Origin of the sequence: Exiguobacterium sp. s46, from assembly GCF_018618875.1 — a bacterium.
Classification (GTDB): domain Bacteria; phylum Bacillota; class Bacilli; order Exiguobacteriales; family Exiguobacteriaceae; genus Exiguobacterium_A; species Exiguobacterium_A abrahamii.
In genome coordinates this window covers 76146-99136 of the sequence record NZ_JACSMY010000001.1, presented here as the reverse complement: position 1 = coordinate 99136, position 22991 = coordinate 76146, and the positions used below count along the sequence as shown (strand labels likewise).

Annotated in this window: 19 protein-coding genes; 9 read left to right on the top strand and 10 right to left on the bottom strand. The window is 45.5% G+C overall.

From position 1 onward, the window contains the following. Positions 1–159: 159 nt before the first annotated feature. The 5 genes from KNQ08_RS00525 to KNQ08_RS00505 form a co-directional block, all read right to left on the bottom strand. On the bottom strand, positions 160–1191 hold the full coding sequence (locus KNQ08_RS00525; RefSeq protein ID WP_035398727.1) for a LacI family DNA-binding transcriptional regulator: 1032 nt from the start codon (positions 1189–1191) through the stop codon (positions 160–162). A 34-nt stretch (positions 1192–1225) separates the two neighbouring features. Beyond that, a complete protein-coding gene (locus KNQ08_RS00520; RefSeq protein ID WP_214804369.1) occupies positions 1226–2749 on the bottom strand; it encodes an alpha-amylase family glycosyl hydrolase in 1524 nt (507 codons plus the stop codon). A gap of 22 nt (positions 2750–2771) precedes the next feature. Next, positions 2772–3605: a sugar ABC transporter permease gene (locus KNQ08_RS00515; RefSeq protein ID WP_050677686.1), complete on the bottom strand. Its 834-nt coding sequence runs from the start codon at positions 3603–3605 to the stop codon at positions 2772–2774. 1 nt (position 3606) lies between these two features. Then, on the bottom strand, positions 3607–4962 hold the full coding sequence (locus KNQ08_RS00510) for a carbohydrate ABC transporter permease (RefSeq protein ID WP_133207934.1): 1356 nt from the start codon (positions 4960–4962) through the stop codon (positions 3607–3609). Between the two features lie 126 nt (positions 4963–5088). Then, the gene (locus KNQ08_RS00505; RefSeq protein WP_214805653.1) at positions 5089–6345 is read right to left on the bottom strand and encodes an extracellular solute-binding protein; all 1257 of its coding nucleotides are present in this window, start codon (positions 6343–6345) and stop codon (positions 5089–5091) included. A gap of 455 nt (positions 6346–6800) precedes the next feature. Here KNQ08_RS00505 and KNQ08_RS00500 point away from each other — a divergent pair, with 455 nt between their 5' ends. After that, complete coding sequence (locus tag KNQ08_RS00500) at positions 6801–8588, top strand: glycoside hydrolase family 13 protein (RefSeq protein WP_214804367.1); 1788 nt, start codon at positions 6801–6803, stop codon at positions 8586–8588. Positions 8589–8726: 138 nt separating this feature from the next. Continuing rightward, positions 8727–9878 carry a cation:proton antiporter gene (locus KNQ08_RS00495; RefSeq protein WP_214724389.1) on the top strand — a complete coding sequence of 384 codons (1152 nt, stop codon included), beginning with the start codon at positions 8727–8729 and terminating at the stop codon, positions 9876–9878. Between the two features lie 57 nt (positions 9879–9935). On the opposite strand, the gene KNQ08_RS00490 is transcribed toward KNQ08_RS00495, so the two are convergent. Then, positions 9936–10709 carry an enoyl-CoA hydratase/isomerase family protein gene (locus KNQ08_RS00490; RefSeq protein ID WP_064300354.1) on the bottom strand — a complete coding sequence of 258 codons (774 nt, stop codon included), beginning with the start codon at positions 10707–10709 and terminating at the stop codon, positions 9936–9938. 193 nt (positions 10710–10902) lie between these two features. Here KNQ08_RS00490 and KNQ08_RS00485 point away from each other — a divergent pair, with 193 nt between their 5' ends. The 7 genes from KNQ08_RS00485 (at position 10903) to KNQ08_RS00455 (ending at position 17603) form a co-directional block, all read left to right on the top strand. Continuing rightward, a complete protein-coding gene (locus tag KNQ08_RS00485) occupies positions 10903–12285 on the top strand; it encodes an MATE family efflux transporter (RefSeq protein WP_058265055.1) in 1383 nt (460 codons plus the stop codon). Continuing rightward, complete coding sequence (gene ybaK / locus KNQ08_RS00480) at positions 12245–12712, top strand: Cys-tRNA(Pro) deacylase (RefSeq protein WP_058265054.1); 468 nt, start codon at positions 12245–12247, stop codon at positions 12710–12712. Before KNQ08_RS00485 ends, ybaK begins: the two co-directional genes overlap by 41 nt. A gap of 21 nt (positions 12713–12733) precedes the next feature. Then, on the top strand, positions 12734–13480 hold the full coding sequence (gene pssA / locus KNQ08_RS00475) for a CDP-diacylglycerol--serine O-phosphatidyltransferase (protein WP_174316042.1): 747 nt from the start codon (positions 12734–12736) through the stop codon (positions 13478–13480). Between the two features lie 136 nt (positions 13481–13616). Continuing rightward, positions 13617–14372, top strand: coding sequence for a carotenoid biosynthesis protein (locus tag KNQ08_RS00470; RefSeq protein ID WP_023467400.1), 756 nt, complete (start codon positions 13617–13619; stop codon positions 14370–14372). Next, positions 14341–15042 carry a lysophospholipid acyltransferase family protein gene (locus KNQ08_RS00465; RefSeq protein WP_251133345.1) on the top strand — a complete coding sequence of 234 codons (702 nt, stop codon included), beginning with the start codon at positions 14341–14343 and terminating at the stop codon, positions 15040–15042. The genes KNQ08_RS00470 and KNQ08_RS00465 overlap by 32 nt, the downstream gene beginning before the upstream one ends. Further along, positions 15039–16115: a glycosyltransferase family 2 protein gene (locus KNQ08_RS00460; protein WP_214804365.1), complete on the top strand. Its 1077-nt coding sequence runs from the start codon at positions 15039–15041 to the stop codon at positions 16113–16115. The genes KNQ08_RS00465 and KNQ08_RS00460 overlap by 4 nt, the downstream gene beginning before the upstream one ends. 15 nt (positions 16116–16130) lie before the next feature. Then, positions 16131–17603, top strand: coding sequence for a phytoene desaturase family protein (locus tag KNQ08_RS00455; protein ID WP_035398446.1), 1473 nt, complete (start codon positions 16131–16133; stop codon positions 17601–17603). A gap of 421 nt (positions 17604–18024) precedes the next feature. Here the strand turns inward: KNQ08_RS00455 and KNQ08_RS00450 are convergent, their stop codons facing one another. From KNQ08_RS00450 to KNQ08_RS00435, 4 genes are all read right to left on the bottom strand, one after another. After that, complete coding sequence (locus tag KNQ08_RS00450) at positions 18025–18858, bottom strand: phytoene/squalene synthase family protein (protein ID WP_055966987.1); 834 nt, start codon at positions 18856–18858, stop codon at positions 18025–18027. Beyond that, entirely contained in the window at positions 18818–20299 is a 1482-nt protein-coding gene (locus KNQ08_RS00445) for a phytoene desaturase family protein (RefSeq protein WP_064300359.1), read from the bottom strand. Before KNQ08_RS00445 ends, KNQ08_RS00450 begins: the two co-directional genes overlap by 41 nt. Beyond that, positions 20296–21786, bottom strand: coding sequence for a phytoene desaturase family protein (locus tag KNQ08_RS00440; protein WP_214804363.1), 1491 nt, complete (start codon positions 21784–21786; stop codon positions 20296–20298). Before KNQ08_RS00440 ends, KNQ08_RS00445 begins: the two co-directional genes overlap by 4 nt. A 106-nt stretch (positions 21787–21892) precedes the next feature. Further along, the gene (locus tag KNQ08_RS00435) at positions 21893–22891 is read right to left on the bottom strand and encodes a class I SAM-dependent methyltransferase (protein ID WP_023467393.1); all 999 of its coding nucleotides are present in this window, start codon (positions 22889–22891) and stop codon (positions 21893–21895) included. Between the last annotated feature and the right edge of the window lie 100 nt (positions 22892–22991).

Below are 22991 nucleotides of genomic sequence, written 5' to 3'. Positions count from 1 at the left end.
ATACATTCTTTATTGTACACATAAAAAGCACCAATGCAATCGTTTGCACGAAAATAAATTTCTTTTTCTGCAACCGCTTCCTTTTACTAGAAATAGACGTCGATTTGAATCAAAAAAAGTCTATTTTCAAACCAATCGGCTTAAAAATAGACTGTCGTTTCATGCTTCAGATTTTCCGCCACAAGACTGACGGACGACGAGATAATGCGGGACGATGACGCGCTTCCCATAAGGTGTCGCATCTTCATTGATTTGTTCAATCAAACAATTCGTCGCTTCAAAACCAAGTCCAAAAATGTTGATTTCAACAGAAGTCAACGGTGGGCTTGAGAATTCTGCGATGAACAAGTTATTGAAACTGACGACGGCCATTTGATCCGGCACACCGATCCCCATCTCATTGAGGGTACTCATGACACCAAGTGCCATCATATCATCACTTACGACGACAGCCGTCGGCGGATGTTCAAGCGACATCAGTCGTTTGACTGCCTCGGCGCCTCCTGTCGTCATGAATGGTGCACTGACGATGTAGGATTCTTGAATCGGGATGCCCTCTTCCATGAGAGCCGTCTTGTAACCCCCGACACGCTCTTGCGTCACAGCTAAGTCCTGTGCGCCTCCGACGAATGCGATACACTCATGCCCAAGTTGATGCAAGTACTTCGTCACTTCGCGACCGGCTAGATAATTATCCGTATCGACATACGTGACATGTGATGAATCACTGAATGGTTTTCCGACGACGACGAACGGAAACTTCGAATCCTGCAGAAATTGAACGACTTTGTCATCCGTACGGGAATACAGTACGACGACACCATCGACCCGACGGCCCTGAACCATCGAGACGACACCTTCATATACTTCTTCTTCCGAGACACCTGTCGTCATATATAACGAATATCCATTTTGATGCGCTTTTGTACTGATTCCTCGAATGACCTCCGAAAAGAACGGGTTTTGTAGTGTTTTCGTTGCAGCACTTGGCATGACGAGACCGATCGCCTGTGTCGTTCGATTCGCTAGACTGCGAGCATGAACGTTCGGATAATATCCGAGCTCATCCATCGCCTGCCGCACCCGTTCCTTCGTCTTTTGACTGATGCGTGAACTATTCGCAATGACGCGTGATACCGTCGAGGGTGCGACATTCGCTTCCCGTGCTACATCCTTGATTGTTACCTGCATCCCCTTCACCTCACATTTCCCCTAGTTAAGTATTTTATTTTGTTTGACGTTGCATGCGTTTACGGTGAACGAGAAGAAGTATGAGCGCTAAAATCGGAGCAATCGCACCAATTGCGATGATCGACCACCAGTTGACTTGTGACTTTTCGATGACATAGCTGTTCGCACTATTTGCATCAAGCGTGATCTCATAGGCGTCACCATCTTGACGCACCAAGTCTGAGAATAAAAGTCCTCTTAAACGCTGGTCATCACCGATTTCTTTCGCAGACACGCGTAAGCTCGTCTTTTTTTCTCCAAGATTGATCGCGTAAACGACTTGTTGTTGTTTCGTCTCCCGTGAGTAGACTGCCATATGATCGGTTTTTGCGATCAAGCGTTGCTTCCCTGTTGCAAACGCTGGGTAGTCCTGACGCATCTCGTTCAACGTTTTTACGTACTGTTGCATCTTCTTGTTTTGATCAAATGTCATCATCATCCGGTTTCCAGGATCCTCGCCACCTGGCATCGCCACCTCTGTTCCTTGGTAGACGATCGGCATCCCCGGGGCAGCATAGAGTGCAAACAGCGCCAATCGAAGCTGCCGTTCCTCTTCGTCTGCTCCACCAATCTTTGCTTCCGTGATGAAGCGCTTGACATCATGATTATCAATGAAGGTTGCAAGTCCCTTGGCATTCGGATTAAACGTAGTATCTCGATTATAAACTGAATCGAGCTCTTCCGCTGAACCATTTTTGCGGGCAAACTGATCCTTGACTCCATAATAAAACGGGAAGTTCGTCACGGAATCAAAACCTAATTTTGAATAGGACGCGATTTTTCGCGGATCTCCATCGAATACTTCAGCCAACAAGAATAAGTCCGGATGCTTTTCTTTTACTGCTGGGATAAACGTTTCCCAAAATGAGGCTGGCACATGGCGAACCGTATCGAGCCGGTATCCGTCTATACCCGTTTCATCGACCCAGTAGTTCGCGACATCAACTAAATAATCAACGACTTTCGGATTTTCCGTATTGAAGTCCGGTAAATCGAACAGCCAGTTATTCTCGACTTCCGACGGGTTATTCCAGTTCATGATTGGTTGATTTTTATGGAACCACTCCGGTTTTTCTTTCACCATCGGATGATTTGGTCCTAAATGATTGACGACAAGATCAAGGACGACCTTGATATCCCGGTCATGTGCTTCTTTAACGAGACGTTTAAACTCTTCCTTTGTTCCGAAGTGCGGATCAATCTCGTAATAATCATCCGTCCAGTATCCATGATAACCATTCGGACGGTTCTTAAAGATCGGCGTTAACCAAATCGAAGTGAATCCCTTTTCCTTGATGTAATCGAGACGTTTCGTCACGCCTGCTAAATCGCCACCTTGAAACGCTTTTGGATTTTCAGGATCCGCCTCTCGGTCATTACTCGGATCACCATTCTCGAACCGGTCCACCATGATGAAATACATTCGTTCTTTTTCCCAACCTGCTGCTTCACCCGTCATCGGCTGAAGTCCGATAGACAAGAGAAGCGGCAAGAGGAGAAGCATTATGCCTCGTCTCATGCCGCTGATTTCCCCCTTATGATTATCCTTTCGTTCCACCTGCTGTCAATCCAGACACGAAGAAGCGCTGGAATGCGAAGAAGAGAAGAACGATTGGAACTGCTGATAATACGGCACCTGCCGCAAATAACGTGAAGTTATTGTCGAACTGCTCCGACACCATGTTGTACAACCCGACCGCAAGTGTCTGTTTCTCAGGAGAACGCAGGACGAGCGATGCTAAAATGAAGTCGTTGAATGGTGCCATGAAGTTGAACAACGCGATGACGGCGACCATCGGTTTTGCGAGCGGTAAGATGATTTGCCAGAAGATTCGTAAGTGACCGGCACCATCCATCCGTGCCGCCTCATCGAGTTCTTTTGGAATCGTATCGAAATATCCTTTTGCAAGATACGTATTCATTGGAATCGCGCCACCCGAGTAGAGTAGGATGAGCGCCAGATGCGTATCAAACAATTCTAACATATTAAGCAAGACATAAATCGCAATAATGGCAACGAATTGCGGTACCATCTGCAACACGAGGAACAAGATTAGTGAATTTTTCCGACCGACGAAGCGATAGCGTGAAAAAATGTATCCTGTTAACGTGATTAGAGCGACGGAGACGACCATCGTGATGACGGCAATCTTGATTGTGTTTAAATACCACATGCCATAATCCGTTTTTGATGGATCAAACAAATCGAAGTAGTGAATCAAAGTCGGATTACTTGGAAAGATATCCGATGTAATACTTTTCCCTGGGTTAAGTGAAGTACCAACAACCCAAAGAAGTGGATAAACGATAATGATGGAGGCGATCGTCAAAATGAGATATGACAACGCCATGTTGATTCGGTTTTGTTTTCTCATATTAGATCATATCCTCATCTTTGAATGATTTTGAACGCTTGAACTGAATGACGGCAATCGTCATGATGAAGAACGACAACACAAGCGTGATCGCTGCTGCAAATCCATACTGCGGGTTCGAGCCAAGCGACAATTTGTAAATCCACGAAATCAAGATATCCGTTCCACCAGCCGATTGACCAGGTACTGCCGGTCCACCGTTGTTGAAGAGATAGATGATATTGAAGTTATTGAAGTTGAACGTATACTGCGTAATCAAGATCGGTGCTGTTGCGAAAAGAATCATCGGCAATGTGATCAAGCGGAATTTCTCGCCTGAAGTGGCACCATCGATTGTTGCTGCTTCATAGAGATCCTCTGGAATCGACTGCAAGATCCCCGTCGTCAGTGTCATGATGTACGGGAAACCTAACCACCACTGAATCCCGATCAAAGCAAGCTTCGTATACGTTGGATCTGTCATCCACTCGATACCATTATCGAGACCAATCGCTGGTAACAATGTCGTATTGAAGACACCGAATGTCTCATTGAACATCGAGCGGAAGATCAAAATCGTGATGAAGGCTGGTACTGCCCATGACAGGATTAAGATGGAACGGAAGAACCGTTTCCCTTTGAGTCCTTTTTGGTTAAGCAAGACTGCAAGTCCGATACCGATCGCGATGACACCTGTCGTCGAAGCAACGGTCCAGACAAGCGTCCAACCAAGAACGCTGACGAACGTGTCACGGAAAATATCAACCGTAAAGATGTTCAAGAAGTTTTGAATCCCGATCCAGTCGACCAGCTTTGCAGGAGGCGAGTTGTTGAACTTATAGTTCGTAAAAGCAATCAAGAAAGTAAAGATTAACGGTAAGACGACCGTGAATACTAAAAGTACTAATGAAGGAATCAACATCGCATACGGGAATCCATTATCGCGGAAGTTCCGTAGTTGCATCTTTAAGGAAGGTACTTCAAGGTTCATGTCACGTAACTTACCGATTCGATACGCATCGATAAAGTTCCAGACGTAAATGGCAATACCAAAGATAAGTAAAATCAAGGCAATGATGCCCTCGACCATTAGAAAGATCGAGTGATCCCCTCTTACGCCTGGTACCTCACCGAGTGTAATCAAGCCCCAGATCGCTCCGCGATCGCCAGGACCATTTCCGGCTCCTTTGAAGAACAGTTCAAAGTTGACGAGAAAATATGATAGTACGACGACGAAAAACGTCGCGCCTTTAAGGAACTGTTTATTGTATAGTTGTCCTACTCCTGGAATGATCGACATCAGCGCCGCAATCGTGCGGTGGTTCGTCTTTTTTTCAGGCGTTGGATTCGTCGGGTGTGGTGTTGCAATCGCAGCCATCGTCCGTTCTCCTTTCCAAAGGTCATGTCTGACCTCAGGCTTCTCTTCCAACCATAAAGATGAGGGGGAATCCAAGATCCCCCTCTCTTTATCTCTTTGTCATGGATTCATGCGTTCCATTTACGCTTATTGATTGTTTGCTTCGATTTGTTGCTTGATTTGTTTGACAGCATCATCAGCTGATTTTTGTGCGTCTTGTTTGTTTGTTGCAACAAGCTGGAGTGCTGCTGCCATTGGCTCCCAAACTTGACCCATCTCAGCGATGTTCGGCATTGGTACACCGTTTTTCGCTTGTGCGAAGACTGCTGCTGCGACTTCGTTATCCTTGATTGCTGCATCTTCTTGAAGAGCAGTGACTGGTGGGATTTCGTTGTATTTTTCGAACATTGTCTTAGCGTTTTCTTCACCAGTAAGTGATGCCAAGAACTTCTCAGCCCACTCTGCATTTTCCGAGTATGCTGAAATCGCGTATGTTTTTACACCAACGAATGTTTTGATCGGCTCACCGTTTGGAAGTTTCGGAAGTTCAGATGCTCCGAGGTTGATACCTTTTTCTTTATATCCTGCAACAGCCCAAGGACCGTTCATAACAGCTGCTGCTTTTTTATCACCGAAGAGTTGATCCATCGCTTGAGCACCGCCACCACCGATGAGACCTTTCGGGAAGAGACCTTCTTTGTACCATTTTCCGATATAATCCATACCTTCGACAGCACCTTCATTGTTCAAGCCGATATCTGCTGGATCCAATTTGCCACCGTTGTCTTTGAAGACATACCCACCGTATCCACCGATTGGACCGTGTGCGAAGTAGAAGTTATCCCAAAGTGCGAGGAAACCGTACTGACCGTCTTTTTTCTTTTCAGTAGACAGCTTGTATAGGTCATCCATCGAAGTTGGTGCTTCTTTTAATTCATCTTTATTGAAAAGGAGGATTGGTGTTTCAACTGCTTTTGGATATCCGTAGACTTTACCATCAAACGTTACTGCTGACTTCGCTGTATCGATGAATGGCTCAAGTGCTTTTTCACCATCCTTGAGTTCCGCGATCAACCCTTGGTCAACGACTGTACCGATTTGGTCGTGCGGAAGAAGCATGATGTCCGGTCCTTTACCTGCTGGTCCGTCAAGTGCTACTTTCTTTTGCTGATCTGTCATCTTAACTTCTTTAACTTCGACTTTGACGCCTTCTTTTTCTTCGAACGCTTTAGCTGCCGCTTTAGTCGTTTCAGCTTTGTCAGTGTCTTCCCAGATGACGATTTTTGATGGTTTTTTGCTACCTGATTCTGAAGATGATGATTCAGAATCCGATCCACCGCCACAAGCTGCAAGCGCACCGATTGCCATGACAGATACAGAGAGACCTGCTACGAATTTTTTCATTTCCATGATTGAAATTTCCTCCCCAAGTTAACTTATGAATGATAAGTTTTAATGCACAACGTTTGCATAAAGGCACAACCATTTTCTCATGATAACAACCGAGTGGTTGTAAGCGTTTTATGAAAACGTTTGCATCACCTTTACATTTTTATTATACAATCTAAAATCCTTTTGACAAGTCCTTTTATTCAATTATTTTCTTACATTTCAAAAACTTTTTATTTTTGATTTCATTATTTGAATCAAACGCTAAAAAGAATAAGTGAATAAAAAGAAAACGTTTTCATTTTTATTGTTTGCACAAAATGATGCAAACGATTGCATCATACTCTCGACTTTTATCAGGAATCCTTGATTTCACGGGATTGGAATTGACTTTAAGAAAGCGCTTTACTATTCTTAGGTCGAAGACATAATCAATACGATGCAAGCGATTGCGTTAAGGAGTGACTGCCATGTTCAAAGAAGCTGTGTTTCACCGTGCGATGTCTCCATTCGTCTATAAGTACGATGAGCGAACAATCCACATCCGTTTACAAACGAAAAAAAATGACGTTGATCGCGTCGATTTGATTTGGGGCGATCCATACGATTGGCATACTGAAAACCCAGATGCTGCCGATTGGAACTTCGATCCCTCAAAATCAAACTACTGGAATACATTTGAAACACCGATGAAGCGAAGTGGATCAGATGAATTATACGATTATTGGTTCATCGATGTCGTACCTCCTTTCCGTCGTCTACGATATGGTTTCCGTCTCCATGACGGTTCAACGAGTCATGTATTCACGGAACGTGGATGGTTCGATGAAAAACCGCTCGATGATACAGGCTACTATTTCTGTGTTCCTTTCCTTAATGCAGTCGACGTATTCACTGCACCAGATTGGGTCCAGGATACAGTTTGGTATCAAATCTTCCCAGATCGCTTTGCAAATGGCGATGCGACGAATGATCCAGCTGGTACACTTCCATGGAATAGTACAGCACCGACGACGACGAATCTTTTCGGTGGAGATTTCCAAGGAGTCATCGACCACATCGATTATCTCGTTGAACTTGGTATCACTGGTATTTACTTCTGCCCGATCTTCTTGGCGAAATCGAATCATAAATATGACACAATCGATTACTTAGAAATTGATCCACAGTTCGGTACGAAAGAGAAATTCAAGGAAATGGTCGATCTGTTACACGCACACGGGATTCGCATCATGTTAGATGCCGTTTTCAATCATGCCGGCTTCCACCATAAAGCATTCGCTGACATCCGTGAACATGGTAGTCATTCAACCTATAAAGAATGGTTCCATCTGCGTGATTTCCCGCTCGTGACAGAACCATTGCCGAACTACGATACGTTTGCTTTCGTACCTGAAATGCCGAAATTCAATACCGAGAACGATGAAGTAAAGTCATACTTACTCCATGTCGCCCGCTATTGGGTCGAAGAATTCGGAATCGATGGCTGGCGACTCGACGTCGCCAACGAGGTTGATCACGCATTTTGGCGTGATTTCCGTCAAGTCGTCAAGGAAGTCAACCCTGACACGTATATCCTTGGTGAAATTTGGCATGACTCACAGGAATGGTTGCTCGGTGACCAGTTCGACGCCGTCATGAACTATCCATTTACGAATGCCGCCTTGAACTTCTTTGCCTTGGATAAGACTAAAGCAAGCTCGTATGCGAACGATATGTCGCATGTATTGTTCTCAAACACGATGAATGTCAATGAAGTGACCTTTAATTTGATCGGTTCACACGATACACCACGTGCGTTGACGCGCGCTGGCAATAACAAACAGAAGCTTCGCCTTCTCTTGTTATCGATGTTGACGTTCTCAGGTAGTCCCGTCATCTATTATGGTGATGAAATCGGTCTCGATGGCGATCAAGATCCAGGCTGCCGAAAATGCATGCCGTGGGATCCAGAGGAGCAGGATCAGGAGTTATTCGCCTATACGCGACATTTGTTACAGCTTCGAAAGCAGCATAAGACGCTTGCGAACAAAGGACATATCTCTTTCGTTCATGCGAATGATGAGACGAATACAATCATCATGCGTCGCATGAGCCCGGAAGGATTGTATTATATCTACTTCAACAATTCAGATGCTCCCGTTTCGTTGACCGCTCCACAAGCTGGTCGGGGGCTTGATTTATTGACGAACACGCACCAGCAGACACTTGATGTCTCTCTCCCTGCGTATTCTGGAACGATCGTTCAAGTCTTATAATTATCTAAAAGCCTGTACACTCACCTTCTAAAAAGAAGTTTGTGTCCAGGCTTTTTCTGTATCCGTTCTTCAGGAGAGAAACAAGTTAATGAATGCCATCGAATTAGGGTATAGGGTACAGAAAGGAGGACATCCTCCATGGAAATTTTCTTTTACGCCGGTCTCATCCTCATCGGCTTATTTACGATCAGTTACTTGAGTGAACGATTCCACGTCCCGAGTATTCTGGCCTTCATCTTGATCGGAATCGTCCTTGGATTCTATTACGACCCTCCCGAAGAGCTGAAACTCGGGGGAGAAGCGGGCATCATCGTCCTGTTCTTTTTACTCGGTCTAAAATTTTCAGTGGCGGACTTGCTGATTCAGCTCCGTTCCATTTGGAAAGCGGGAGTCATTGATATTCTACTTTCGTTTGGTGGGACTATCCTATTGACCCTATCGTTTGGCTTTTCAGTCGCCGAATCGTTTTTGATTGGCTGTGTCTTGTATGCGACGAGTTCTTCGATTTCTGCTCGGCTGCTCGATCGGGAACCGGATAAACATCAGGATGTGAATCGCTTCGTGCTGTCCTTACTCGTCTTCGAAGATTTGATGGCACCAATCCTACTGACGACGGCCCCGTTCGTTTTAGGGACTGAGACGTTCTCGGTTGCCAAAATCAGCATCATCTTTCTCGGGTTCGCCTTCTTCTTCATTGCTCTGATGATCATGACGTTGTTTATCCGAAGACGTGGACGGTTAGTCGACTCCCTCTATCGACATCCTGATGCCGGCATCGGAATCATCGGCTTGATCTTATTGTTTTCTGGAATTGGAATCTTATTTGGTCTATCCGAAGTACTTGGTGCCTTCATCATCGGTATTTTGTTAACCGAACTGGATGAGACGCGTTATCTTAGACGACTAGTCACGCCGTTCCAAGACTTATTATTACCATTGTTCTTTATCACGTTCGGAATGTCATTCGAGTTGACTGACGGATTACCGATTGATCTATTTTTCTTCGCTCTTGTCATTTGGGGAGTCGTCTCTAAATTCTTAGTCGGTTACCTCGGCGGAAGGTCCTTTGGTTTATCGAATTATCATGCGATCGAATCTGGCTTTTGTCTGGGTCCACGTGGTGAATTTTCGATACTTTTCATCACGCTCGCTAGTGGTGCATTCGTGACGTTGACCGGGATATACATTTTTGTTTCTGCTTTTCTCGGAATTCTACTATTCCGTATCTCTACAGGATTGACGAACCGTACACATGCGACCGCACGAAAAATCAAAAAGAAATTGAATTAAAAAGACGTCGGCGCATCGTGCGTTTCCGACGTCTTTCTTCTATAAAGTATGCTCGATTCATCGTCCGACAAAAACAGGGCGTTTTTTTTCGATGAAGGATTCAACAGCATGGCGATGGTCTTCCGTTTTTCCAGCACGTGACTGATAGATGATTTCTTGAGCAAGCATTTCCTCCAAGTTATTTTCATAACTCGCTGCTTGCAGCTGCTTGATGTACCCGATCACTTTTGTCGGACGATCTGCCAGCTGACGAGCAAACGCTGTGACCTCTTCTACAAATTTCTCTGATTCGATACTTCGTGTTGCTAGGTTGAGCGAAACGGCTTCGTCTGCTGAAATCGTGTCACCGAGTAACGCAAGCTCCGTTGCTTTTGCCGCACCGATTAGCCGAGGTAAGAAATACGGCGCTCCTGCATCCGGGACGAGACCGATATTGATGAATCCGAGCGACAATTTCGCTTCAGCGTGGACGAGCCGGAAATCGCAGGCGAGCGTTAGTGATAACCCAGCACCTGCCGCTACACCATTGATGGCAGCGATCGTCGGTTTCTTCGATTTAGCGAGTGCCCGAACGACAGGATGGTAATACTGCTGTAGATATTCACCATGATCGAGCTCAGGCGAGACGGTTTTCAAATCTTGCCCTGCACAAAATCCACGTCCTTCACCAGTCAAGACGATGACACGTACTTCCTCATCCTGATTCGCTTCTTCTAGAGCGTCTGCCAACTCCTCTAGTAAGTTCGACGTTAATGCATTCAGTTGTTTGGGTCGAGCTAGCGTTAGCGTTGCAATTTGATCCTTGACGACATAATGCATTTCTCGTTTCATCGGATTCCCCTACCTTTAAAAAATGAATGATTGTTCATTATGATGTATTCGTGATATTTTATGAAAATCCTTTTAAATCTCTTTTTTTTCGATGAAAGACAAAAAACCCTCTTTCATTATGAAAATCGAAGGCGTATAGTTTCAAAAAGATAAAGAAACACTATTCGTTTTATGAAACAAAGGGGATTTATTTATGAAAACAGTCAAGCAACCAAGCTTATTCCACATTACGTGGCCATTATTCATCGAGATTGCCTTGCACATGAGCCTTGGGATCATTGCAACGTTGATTTTAAGTTATTACTCAGATAGCGCCGCTGCAGCAGTCGGTGTATCCAATCAAATTTTGAACATCTTCATTATTCTCTTTAACATCACCTCGGTCGGTGCAACGATCATCATTGGTCAGTACCTCGGTGCAAGAAAGACGCAAAACGCTCGTCAAACGGCTCGTTCTGCTTTTGCGATTAACTTGTATACCGGTCTCATCGTTTCTCTGACCGTGGTGTTGTTCGGAAGACAACTCCTTGGGTTTTTCTCGTTAGAAGGAGAGACGCTCGTCTATGGCGAAACGTTCATTAAGATCGTTGGTCTATTCCTTTTCTTAGAAGCCATCTCATTGACACTGGGTGCGATTCTCCGGAGTCATGGATTCACAAAAAATGCTATGTACGTCACGCTACTCATGAATTTCGTTAGTGCTTTTGGTAACGTCATCGCTGTTCTTGGACTCTTCGGCATTCCCGTTCTCGGTGTTGCTGGTGTCGCTTGGTCGATCGTCATCGCTCGAACAATCGCTGTCCTTGTGTTGTTCTTTGTCGTTTACCGCAAACTTTCTTTACGTTTTACAGTAAAAGACTTGATTCATTTCAATCGTGAGGATGTGAAACGAATCATGAACATCGGAATCCCATCTGCTGGTGAAGGGATCTCCTATCAATTCTCACAACTCATCATCACAGGATTCATCGCAACAATTGGTGAAGCAGCGTTGTCTGCTCGTGTTTATGTATCAAACATCACGATGCTTTGTTTCCTATTCACGCTTGCCATCGCTCAAGGAACGCAATTACTCGTCGCACGCCAAGTTGGTGCGCAACAATTTGAACAAGCATATGGACGTGCTGTGAAAACATTGAAGATTGCTGTTTTCGCAAGCTTCATCTCAGCTGTCGCTCTTGCTTCATTCGGTTCATCGATTCTATCAGTGTTCACATCGAGTCCTGAAATCATTGCAATCGGTATCCCACTACTCTGGGCAAGCGTCATTCTTGAACCAGGTCGCGCGATGAACATCGTGCTCATGGGAACTCTTAAATCGGCAGGAGATGTTCGTTTCCCTGTCGCCATCGGTATTCTATCGATGTGGGGAATCGCGGTCGTCCTCAGTTATACACTTGGTCTTGGTTTCGGTCTCGGTTTACTTGGAATCTGGATTGCCTTCTCTGCTGACGAATGGTTCCGTGGCATTTTCGCCATGAAGCGTTGGCATGGACGGAAATGGGTCCAATACTCTCTCGTCAAAGGAGAAACACATGAGCAAAACGAACGTCGAGAGGCTTCTGAAGCAGTCTAAGATTGACTTCGAATCCCTCACTTATCCTGTTGATCTTGATGATTTATCTGCTGAAGCCGTCGCTAGAAAGATTAATTACCCCCTTTCGACCATTTTTAAAACCCTTGTTTTGAAAATGGTCGAAAATAAATATGTCTTCGTCGTCATTTCGGGGGAAGAAGAACTCTCTCTAAAGGCAGCGGCTAAAGCATTGCATTCGAAAAAAGTCGCGCTTGTTCCGATGAAGGAGTTAGAAGGTCTGACTGGCTATATTCGAGGCGGTGTCTCTGCAATCGGTGCTAAGAAGAATTTTCCGGTTCTTTTATCGGATCGTGCTATCCATGAACCATTCATCATCATATCCGCTGGAAAACGTGGACATCAAGTTCGGTTGAATCCTCATGATTTTTTATCTTTCACTCAGGGGATTCTCTTTACGAACGGCTGAATTCCATCTCCTAATTATGGTATGATGAGTAGTATCGATGAAGTGGCAGGAGGAATCATTTTGTGGAAAGATCGTGTTCGTAATTCAATACCCAACCTATTTACGTTCGGAAATCTGTATTGTGGTTTTTTAGCCATCGTCATGGCAGCAAAAGGTGATTTTCAAAATGCCACCTTACTAATCGTCATCGCGATGATGCTTGATAGTCTGGATGGACGTCTTGCTCGGATGCTTGGTGTAGCAGGCGACTTCGGAAAAGAACTGGACTCATTAGCAGATATCGTGACATTCGGTGTCGCACCTGCAATGATGGCCTACTATACGTATTTCTATGAATTCGGAGAAGTTGGTTTACTAATCTCTGCTCTGTTCCCGTTGTTTGGCGCATTTCGTCTTGCTCGGTTTAATTTATCGGCAACGAATGTGGCATCTGCTTATTTTTCAGGTGTACCGATTACAGCGGCAGGTGGTATTTTGGCCGTCGTCACGTTGTTTAGCGGACGAATGAACGACTTGATGGTCCCACTCGTCTTTACAGGTCTTGCCTTCTTGATGGTCAGTCGTGTCAAGATTCCAAGTTTTAAAGACATTCCCGTTCCGCGCCATACGTTCGTCATCACCTTTACGTTGCTGTACGTGACGTATGTCATGATTGCGCGTAGCAATGAGTGGTCGACGTTTTGGTTCGTTGCTGTTCCGTTGTATATCGCGTTTCTCCTTTTCTCGTTCATCAAAAAGAAGAAGCAAAAACAACATTCAAACGGATGATGATAGGAAGTGGTTCGGTTTCTCTTGTGAGAAGCCGGACCACTTTTTTTATAAGACCGCTTCTCCCTCGCTCGTTTTCAAGATATATGGGTATACTTATGACAGAAGCTATTTTGGAAATGGAGGAATGTCACGCATGGAGCAGTTTCATAAACGTCTTTGGATTTTCTTTTCGATTTGGTTCACCATCGGCTTGATCTTAGTCGGTTTTTCGTTACTTCCCCCTTGGCTCGAGTGGGCCAATGCCGTCTTTTTATTCGCTTCCGGCTTATACGCAGCTCTCTATTTTTGGCATGTCTTACCGAAGGGACGTCTTGTCATCCCCTTCATCTTCTTTGGTTCGATCATCATTGAGTCGATTGGGGTCCATACCGGTTGGCCGTTCGGAACATATCGTTACGAGTCGGATTTCGGTGTCCAATTATTAGGTGTGCCGATTACGATCGGGGCTGCATGGCTATCGGTCATGGGGGCGAGTCTCGCTTTCTCCCGTTTGTTCTCGTTTCGCTATAGTACATTGATTCTCGTTCCATTGTTTGCCGTCTGGCTCGATTTAGCGATCGATCCAGTTGCTGCTAACGTGAAATCGTATTGGCTTTGGCAAGACGGTGGCTGGTATTACGATATTCCAACACAGAATTTCTTCGGGTGGTATGGAACGGCGCTCGTCTTTTCCTTTTTCATCAATCGATATCAAGTCAAGGCGACGGATGCCGCACTCGAACAAAACAATCAGTATCTCTTTTTGATGTTGCACACTTTATTCGGTGTAACAGCAGGAGTTGCTGGTCTCTATGGCGTCACTTTGGTCAGCTTAAGTGCATTCATCGTCTATTTCATTGTGAAACGAGGGGTTATCGTTGAAAGAAGCAAACAAAAGCAAATTAGCTGAATCCGTATTTCATACGTATGTCGATCATGCTTTGATCCGACGTCATTTCCACCGTGTCTTATATCGAGCAGACGATCTACCTGTCCCTGGTCTCATGCTTGCTACACACAGTTCTTGGTGGGACGGTATGATTCTTTTTCATTTGGATCAGACCTGTTTCCATCACGACCCCTATGTCATGATTGATCAAGCAGGGCTTGCTCGTTTCCCGTTCTTCTCCCGTCTCGGAGCTTTCTCTGTTGACCGGACATCATTCGCTGATATCAAGACAAGCCTTCATTATGCAAAAGAACGACTTCAAAATGGCAGCAGCGTCTGGATGTTTCCTCAAGGCGAGGAACGTCATCAAGAGGACCGTCCGCTTCGCTTAGCAAGTGGTGCCACACATTTGACGCGTCATACGGATCACGTGTCTCTCGTCGCCTTTTATTATTCATATGGTCATGAACAGCAACCGGACGTCTATATCCGGACGCGTCGCTTTCGTCCATTACCTAACGAACGGTCAAGTGCTCAGGCAAAACGACTGACGGTAGAACTAACTGCTTTATACGACGACATTCGAGCAGATGCAATTGCGGAACGTGTTGATTTGTATCGCTGTATCTCTACCCGAAGGGAACCACTTCCTGCACGAACGGAGCGCTGGTTACGGGCCCTTCGGTCATGAGTTGGTTCTTTCTCTTCTTCGCTCTAGCTGTCTGTCTCTATACATGGATTAATTTAGCTTTTCTACCACGATTAACGGCTCCCGTTCAACCAGATAGTCTAGCAATTTGCATCCCTTTACGTAATGAGGAGCGTAATGTACGAAAATTATTAGACGCATTAGAACCCGCTCTGACACCAGGGATGCACGTTTACTTATATGAAGACCGCTCGACCGATTGGACGCGCGAGTTATTGCTCGATCGAATCGGTCAAGACGACCGTTTTACAGTGATTGATGGTCTTCCCTTACCAGCTGGCTGGGCAGGAAAGGTCCATGCGTGTCATCAACTCGCGAAACGAACGACAGAGGACTATCTGTTATTTCTCGATGCTGATGTGACATTGACACCTGATGCGATTTGTCGCTTATACGGAACGTTACGAACAGAACGAGCTGTTTTCCTTTCCGGTTTCCCGTCCTTTCCTGTACCGACGTTTCTAGGGAAGTGTTTGATTCCGATGCAACATGTTCTTATCGCGCAGCATCTTCCGATTCCGTTTCGCAAGGTGAAACATCCAGCGTTTGCTGCAGCCAACGGCATGGTCGTTCTCGTCGAACGACACGCGTATGACCAAGTCGGTGGACATGAAAGCATCCAATCGGCTCTCGTTGACGATTTAGAACTTTGTCGTACATTTAAACGACACGGGTTGACGACGACGCTCGTCGAAGTCGCCCCAGCAGTTTCTTGCGATATGTACGCCACGAACGAAGAAGTCTGGCAAGGTTTTCTAAAGAATGTCTTTCGTGGGATGAACAATTCTTATATCGTCGGATCATACTTTCTACTCTTTTACTTGGTTCAAGCAAGTGTCCTACCTTATCTCATCCTCCACCCATCCTGGCAGATGGGTGGCGCACTGATTCTTCTTTATTTAGCACGATTCCGGATCGATCGTGCGGCACGAATCCGACATGTTTGGTGGCTCCATCCACTGGCGGTATTCCTTTATGTCATCTTGCTAGCAAGTGCGATGATTCGAAGCTTTAGGAAACGGGAAATCACATGGAAGGGTAGGACCTATTCATAAGGAGGAATCAGTATCATGAAACATATAGCTGTCATCGGAGCCGGTCTTGGTGGACTCAGCGCTGCTATCTCATTAGCAGCAAAAGGATTTCGCGTCACGGTCATCGAGCGCAATACACATATCGGTGGTAAAATGATGCCGATCGTCACAGAAGGACATCGCTTCGATTTTGGTCCGAATACGATCACGATGCCGGAAGTTTTTCAGTCTGTCATTCTTGAATCCGGTGCGGATCCCGATGAGTACTTTACATTCACGAAACTTGAACGTCATACGGTCAATCATTTTTCCGACGGAAGAACATTAACATTTTCGTCTGGACGCGAAGCGATGCGGACAGAAGTAGATCGTTTCACGAACGGTCAGTTGGCGAAGAACGATATTACAGGTTACCAAGAAGAAGTGGCGAAGTTGCATACGATCGCAAAACAACAATTCTTTACGAATATTGATTCGTATATCCGCCCCTCCCTCTGGCGAGACATGTTGAAAGTGCATCCCTTTCAAAACCTTCATGGGTTGCATAAGCACTACTTTAAGGATAAAGGGTTAATTCAGGCACTCGATCGTTATGCGACGTATATCGGGAGTAGTCCGTATCAAACACCCGCTACCTTCAGTTTAATCGCTCATTTAGAACTAAATGACGGTGTCTACTTCACAAATGGTGGTAATACAGCAATCGCAGAAGGGTTCGCCCGACGTGCAAAAGAACTAGGTGTCGTCTTCCGTCTTGGCGATGAAGTGACACAGATCGAAGTCGTCGATGGACAAGCAACGGAAATTGAATTGAATCACTTGGAATATCTCCCGGTTGACTTCGTCGTCATGAACGGTGATTTGTTGACACAATATCCACGTCTGATCTCAGAAACGGCACGACCTGATTTTAAAAATCCGACACCTGCTCAAGTCGAACCGTCGATTTCTGCCTATGTCCGATGTATCGGTCTCTCACGTCGGATCGAAGGGCTGGCTCATCATAACGTCTTCTTCTCTTCGGATTACGAAGCTGAGTTCAAGGCACTCTTTGATGAAAAACGTTACGCTGAGGAGCCGACGATCTATATCTCGAATTCTTCCGTCACAGCACCAGAAATGGGACAAGCGGGTGATAACTTATTCGTGCTCGTCAATGCACCTGCAACGGATACTGGACATGCAATTGATTTTGATACGTATGATCAACTGATCAATCAGCGATTGCAGTCATTTGGAATTGATATTTCATCTGATGTCGTCTTCGAACAACGGGTCACACCACAGGATATCGAACAAACCTTCTTTGCCTATCACGGCTCGTTATATGGCTTGTCATCCAATGGCATCCGGTCGTCTTTCCTCCGTCCGAGCAACCGTTCAAAGAATGTTCACAATTTGTTTTTTGCCGGTGGATCAACGCATCCTGGTGGTGGTAGTCCAATGGTGACGCTTTCAGGAAAACTAGCAAGTGAACGAATCGTCTCTGCTGTCGCCGCTACCCTGTGAACGTTATGTGAATTGCATATCAATCACTTGTACGGACAACTAAGATTTGATACGATTACTTCGAGTTCAAGAGGTAGTGATTGACCCCACATCCTCAATCAAGCGCAAGGTGACTTCCCCGAGTCAAGAGCGTTGAAGAACTTACTTTTTCTAACCAGCGAAATCAAATGGGACCCACCCATTTCATCACGTGACTCATCGTGTGTCCATTCGCATGACTTACGACGTTCCCCCTTAGATCGTCTCATCCGAATGGTCCACAGATAGCTCGATAAAGAAAAGACCATCCCCGTGGTCGAAACAGACCTATCTCGTAGTCCAGATGTTCGCTCTGGTTTAGAAGTAATCTGAGACTCCCCGGTCTCAGACCATAGAAAAAAGACCTTGGTCCCCGCCAAGGTCTTTTTTCTATGGTCATGTATTAAATCGTAGCAAGTAACTTCATTTTTTGCCAACGGCTGACGTACGCCCGTTTTGTAAAGACGTCATAGTGATTATCCCGCGCTGCATCGAGTATACCACGGTACAGGAAGGCAGCAGCCTTCAGAGCACGCCGACTCTCTCGTGGATACCGTTCAAACGATGGAATCGCTGCGTCATACAGATGCTCTGCTCGAAGTGCAACCTCTTCCCAGAGACCGATAAAGTCTCCTGAAGGACGACCAGCGAGTAACGATTCTGCTGTGACACCATACGTTTCCATCCAAGAATGTGGTAAGTAGATACGACCACGCTTGGCATCTTCACCAACATCTCGTAAAATATTCGTTAATTGCATCGCGATTCCAAGATCAATAGCAGACTTACGGAGATCAGGCTGTTGCGGTGCAAGGATGGGCAACAACATCAAACCGACAGTACTCGCTACGTAGTAGCTGTATTGCTCTGTCTCTTCAAGCGTCTGATAACGATTTTTCTCGATATCCCAACGCATCCCTTCCGCGAGCTCAAGAAATGGTGTCTCATCCATTTCATAACGTTCAAATACGTCTGCCAACGCAATCCATAACGGTTTGTCTAGTACTTCGCCATCACGGAACCGTTTGAATTCATTCAAGAAAGCTAGTAAACTCTCTTTCGGCGTATCCGACTCATCGACGGTATCATCGAGGAACCGGCAAAATGTATAGATGGCATAAACAGCTTGTCGATCTGCTTTTGGTAAGAGTGAAAAGGCTTTATAGAACGTCTTAGATCCGGACTGAATGACTTCCTCACATTTGATATACGCGTTCTGGATCGTCACTGAATTCATGTTTCCACCCCATCTCTTGTTCCATTCGGTTTACGAGTATCGTTGCGCCCATCATGACGACTGGTACTCCTCCACACGGATGCACCGATGCACCGACAGCATATAATCGATCGATATCCGGATACGGTTTTGCCTGTGTCTTTAAGGCAGCCGATTGGCGAATCGTCGGCGCAATCCCAAAACTACCTCCCTGATATAATCCAAAGGCCTGTGCATCATTCGGTGTACGAATCTTCATTTCTTGTATCTTTTCCCGGAATCCCGGATGATGATGCTCGATTTTTTCAAGTACGGTCTCAATGAAGTCTACTTTTTCATAATCTTCTACACCATAGCCACGCGGAGAAGGAATTAATGAATAGACGACGCTATCGTCCGTTCCTGTTAAACTACGGTCAATCCGACTCGGATGGAACAGATAGACTGCCGGATGTTCAGGTAATCGTCCTTTTTTAAAGATATTCGTCATGAGCGGTTCCAAGTCGTTTGGCATCAAAAAGCGATGCACCGGTAAATCGACTTTCCCTTTCATCTTGAAATATAGCAATAGCGTACCGCCTGAAGGTGTATAGGTCTTAGGCTGTTTACCTTCTACAAGGCGTTCCATCAATGGAAACTCTCCATTTAGTACGATTTGATCGAATGCTTCCTGTGTGCCATCTTGTAAGACGATTTCCTTTGCCTGTCCTTGGTCGACGACGATTCGTTCAACGGGTGCCTCGAAGACGAATCGGACACCACGTTCGACTAATGTGTCGTACATGCGTTCAGCAAGCGAGAAATAGCCACCTTTTACATACCAGACACCTTCTGCTTGTTCCCGGTACGGAATCAAACCGTAAATCGACGGTGTCGTATAAGGGTTTCCGCCGATATAAAATGTTGGGAAACTGTATGCCATGCGCAAATATTTACTCTTGAAGTATCGCTTCAAATGGTCATGTGCAGTCTCTAGAGCATGCATCTGTAATAATGGACGCATCATGTCTGGGTGCAACAACTCCGTCTTCCGACGATAACCACGTTCTAAAAATTTCGATACACTCGTCTCATAATCCTTTTCTTTTTGATGCATGAATTCATAAAATCCACGACCTTCACCGAATTGACGTTCGATCGCGATCGCTTGATCCACGACATCGGCTACTTTCGTGACGACGGTACCATCGTCGAAGTGAAGGTCATACAATGGATCGACCCGTTCAAGTTCTACTCCCGTCACGCCGGCTTCTGCTAACTGCTCTTTTAACTTGCCTGGCATCAGAACGATCGTCGGACCTTCATCGATGCGGCCACCCGATTCAAAATCGACGGATCGTAATCGACCACCGACATGCGCTTCTTTTTCAAAAATCGTAATCTCGACTCCAGGATGTCTTGCTGTCAGCAAAAGCGCTGCATGCAGTGTACCGACACCGGCTCCTACGAATCCTATCTTCATGTCCGCACCCCTTCTTTTTTGAGCACGAGTTCTGCCGTAATACGCGCGGATTCGAAAATCGTCGGTAATCCGCTACCCGGATGTGTGCCACCTCCGACGAGATACAGATGATCGAGCTCTTCAAATTGATTATGCGGGCGGAAGTACATCATCTGTGTCAACTGATGACCGAGATTGAACGTCGCGCCTTGATGGATCCCCATCGCTTCCCAGTCGTCTGGCGTGAACATCTCTTCGACTTCGATTGCCGCCTCAATCCCTTTATACGGTGAACGCGTTTCAAGAGCGTCCAGAACACGACGACGTAGTTTCGGTCCTTCGATCGACCAATCAAGTTCAGAGTAATTGTTCGGCACTGGCACTAGGACATACATAGCAGACTTGCCTTCAGGTGCTAGCGTTGGATCAATCACGGATGGATTTTGGACATAGAACGAAAAGTCATCCGATAATTCTAAAGTCTGCGTCATCTCGCGAACGTTTTTCTCATAATCCTCTGCAAAGTAAATCGTATGGTGTGGTGCATCGAACGTCTGGTTGACACCAAGATATAACATGAACGTCGAACACGAGAATTTTTTACGGTCAATTTTTGGTCGGGACCATTTTTTCAGAACCCCTTCCGGCACCAGATGATTCATCGCATGCGCAAAATCAGCACCGATGATGACTTCATCGAATAACTCATGTTGACCTGACTCGAGGATGACTCCTTCGACAGCTTTTCCGTTTAAGATCAATTGTTCGATGCCCGCACCTAACTGTACGGTTCCGCCTAGCTCTTCGATCGCACGTTGCATTGCAAGCGGTACTTGATGCATTCCACCAATCGGATGATGGACACCGTAAGCATGTTCCATGTAAGACAAGATCGAAAAACCACCTGGACATTCCCAAGCTGACATGCCTAAGTATTTCGCTTGGAATGTAAAAGAATACTTCAATTCTTCGCTCGTGAAGTAGTCGGATAAAACATCATAAAGCGATCGTCCGAGCGATAGGCGCGGAAGTGCCGTTAAGACACGCGGTGATAAGTAATCCGTCAGCCGATCGTGACGTGTCTGTAAGATTGGCATGAGTTTTCCAAGCTTAAGTGCTTGCTCTGCCATGAATCGATCGTACCCTTCCCCGTTTCCAGGAAATTGTCGTTCGATTGCCTCTTTCATCCGGTCCCGATCCGTCGTCATCGTAAACTCCTCTGTTCCGCCTTTGAAATAGAGTGTATACATCGGATCAAGCGCCTTTAAATCTAAATAATCTTCTAATCGTAAACCGGCTTCGTGAAAAACGTTTTCTAAAATATGCGGCATATTAAGGAATGTTGGTCCTCGATCGAACGTATAGTCACCTAGCTTGACGGCAGAAGTTCGTCCACCGACTTGCGTTTGTTTTTCGTAAACGGTGACGTCTACTCCTTTTCCTGCTAATAACAAGGCACATGCAAGTCCCCCAGGTCCTGCTCCAATCACTGCTACGCGTCGCTTCACCCAAATCTCTCCTTTTTATCTCTCATCGTTTCAACTATTATACTAAGCACATAGTAAAAGCAACAAATTTGAACTGTCTTCCAACTGTAAAAACGCCAGACTTCGCTTAGGAAGTGGCGTTTGCAGTGACGATATACCAGGCACCTTCTTTTAAGAATGGTGTGATCGAAATGTTTTCAAACCCAGCTTTCGTTAGATCTTCTTTCAATTCTTCCTTACTTGGTAATGGATACAGATTCTCATGCAACGTCATGAAGGCATTGAATGCTGCTGAGAAAGGTGCACCATGTGAACTGTCACGTAATGGTGTGACGAGAATGACTGTTCCATCATCCTTGACGAAACGACGAACTCCTTTTAATAGTGCAAGGCGTTCCGGTTGCGGGAAGTAATACAAAATATTATTCATCATGACACCGTCATATGTCTCTTTGACATCAAACGTTTTGATGTCTCCAACGACAAAATCAATCTCTCCGCTCGTATCTCGTCGTTTTGCTTCTGCGATGACGGATTCTTCAATATCGATTCCGGCGAGTCGTAAGTCCGGCAATGCCTCATGGATTTTACGGAGATACCCACCATAAGCACAACCAATATCAAGAAGTGAGGTCAGATTACGACTCCGAATGATATGGCGTACTGCTGGGAAAGCAACAGTCTCAACGAGAGCTGAAGTTTCAGCCACGATGTCTCCATGTTCCTCTCCATTAAAGGTCTTTTGTTGACCCTCTTCTAAAAATTGAGGATAAGAGAATAGTGCTGGCAAGTGCAGCTCCATCATTTCCGATAACATGAATCCGATACTCCGATCGTCTGATTGAGAGAGTTCCGGAAGAACATGGCGAGTCGCTGTATAGCGTAAATCTTTTTTCTTCAAGTGACCGACTGCGACGCCGACTTCGAACCAGCGGGATAACGCTTCCTGTGTCAGCGGACGCTGCATCCGTAGCTGTGCCTCTGCTTGTGTTGCTCCTGTTTGAAGAGCATCGAATAATCCATATTTATAACCGATATACCCATGCCAAAGTGGTAACACCGGTTCTGCGCGTTTCATCCATTTTCGTGCCCGGAAAACTTTCGTCCATTCCTTCAACTGTGCCACAAGCGTTCCCCTCTCTACTGTGTAATACATCCCTTTTCCCAAATAACAACCACTTGTAAACAAAAATTACTAACGAACATGACAAAAAGAGCCCTTTTCA

What these genes read in the sequence shown, in the direction of transcription:
- pssA (WP_174316042.1), top strand. Translation starts at nt 12,734, where the DNA reads ATGATGAGTAGTATCGATGAAGTGGCAGGAGGAATCATTTTGTGGAAA.
- KNQ08_RS00525 (WP_035398727.1), bottom strand. Translation starts at nt 1,191, where the DNA reads ATGCAGGTAACAATCAAGGATGTAGCACGGGAAGCGAATGTCGCACCC.
- KNQ08_RS00485 (WP_058265055.1), top strand. Translation starts at nt 10,903, where the DNA reads ATGAAAACAGTCAAGCAACCAAGCTTATTCCACATTACGTGGCCATTA.
- KNQ08_RS00520 (WP_214804369.1), bottom strand. Translation starts at nt 2,749, where the DNA reads ATGAGACGAGGCATAATGCTTCTCCTCTTGCCGCTTCTCTTGTCTATC.
- KNQ08_RS00495 (WP_214724389.1), top strand. Translation starts at nt 8,727, where the DNA reads ATGGAAATTTTCTTTTACGCCGGTCTCATCCTCATCGGCTTATTTACG.
- KNQ08_RS00490 (WP_064300354.1), bottom strand. Translation starts at nt 10,709, where the DNA reads ATGAAACGAGAAATGCATTATGTCGTCAAGGATCAAATTGCAACGCTA.
- ybaK (WP_058265054.1), top strand. Translation starts at nt 12,245, where the DNA reads ATGAGCAAAACGAACGTCGAGAGGCTTCTGAAGCAGTCTAAGATTGAC.
- KNQ08_RS00445 (WP_064300359.1), bottom strand. Translation starts at nt 20,299, where the DNA reads ATGAAGATAGGATTCGTAGGAGCCGGTGTCGGTACACTGCATGCAGCG.
- KNQ08_RS00505 (WP_214805653.1), bottom strand. Translation starts at nt 6,345, where the DNA reads ATGAAAAAATTCGTAGCAGGTCTCTCTGTATCTGTCATGGCAATCGGT.
- KNQ08_RS00455 (WP_035398446.1), top strand. Translation starts at nt 16,131, where the DNA reads ATGAAACATATAGCTGTCATCGGAGCCGGTCTTGGTGGACTCAGCGCT.
- KNQ08_RS00500 (WP_214804367.1), top strand. Translation starts at nt 6,801, where the DNA reads ATGTTCAAAGAAGCTGTGTTTCACCGTGCGATGTCTCCATTCGTCTAT.
- KNQ08_RS00470 (WP_023467400.1), top strand. Translation starts at nt 13,617, where the DNA reads ATGGAGCAGTTTCATAAACGTCTTTGGATTTTCTTTTCGATTTGGTTC.
- KNQ08_RS00515 (WP_050677686.1), bottom strand. Translation starts at nt 3,605, where the DNA reads ATGAGAAAACAAAACCGAATCAACATGGCGTTGTCATATCTCATTTTG.
- KNQ08_RS00450 (WP_055966987.1), bottom strand. Translation starts at nt 18,858, where the DNA reads ATGAATTCAGTGACGATCCAGAACGCGTATATCAAATGTGAGGAAGTC.
- KNQ08_RS00510 (WP_133207934.1), bottom strand. Translation starts at nt 4,962, where the DNA reads ATGGCTGCGATTGCAACACCACACCCGACGAATCCAACGCCTGAAAAA.
- KNQ08_RS00460 (WP_214804365.1), top strand. Translation starts at nt 15,039, where the DNA reads ATGAGTTGGTTCTTTCTCTTCTTCGCTCTAGCTGTCTGTCTCTATACA.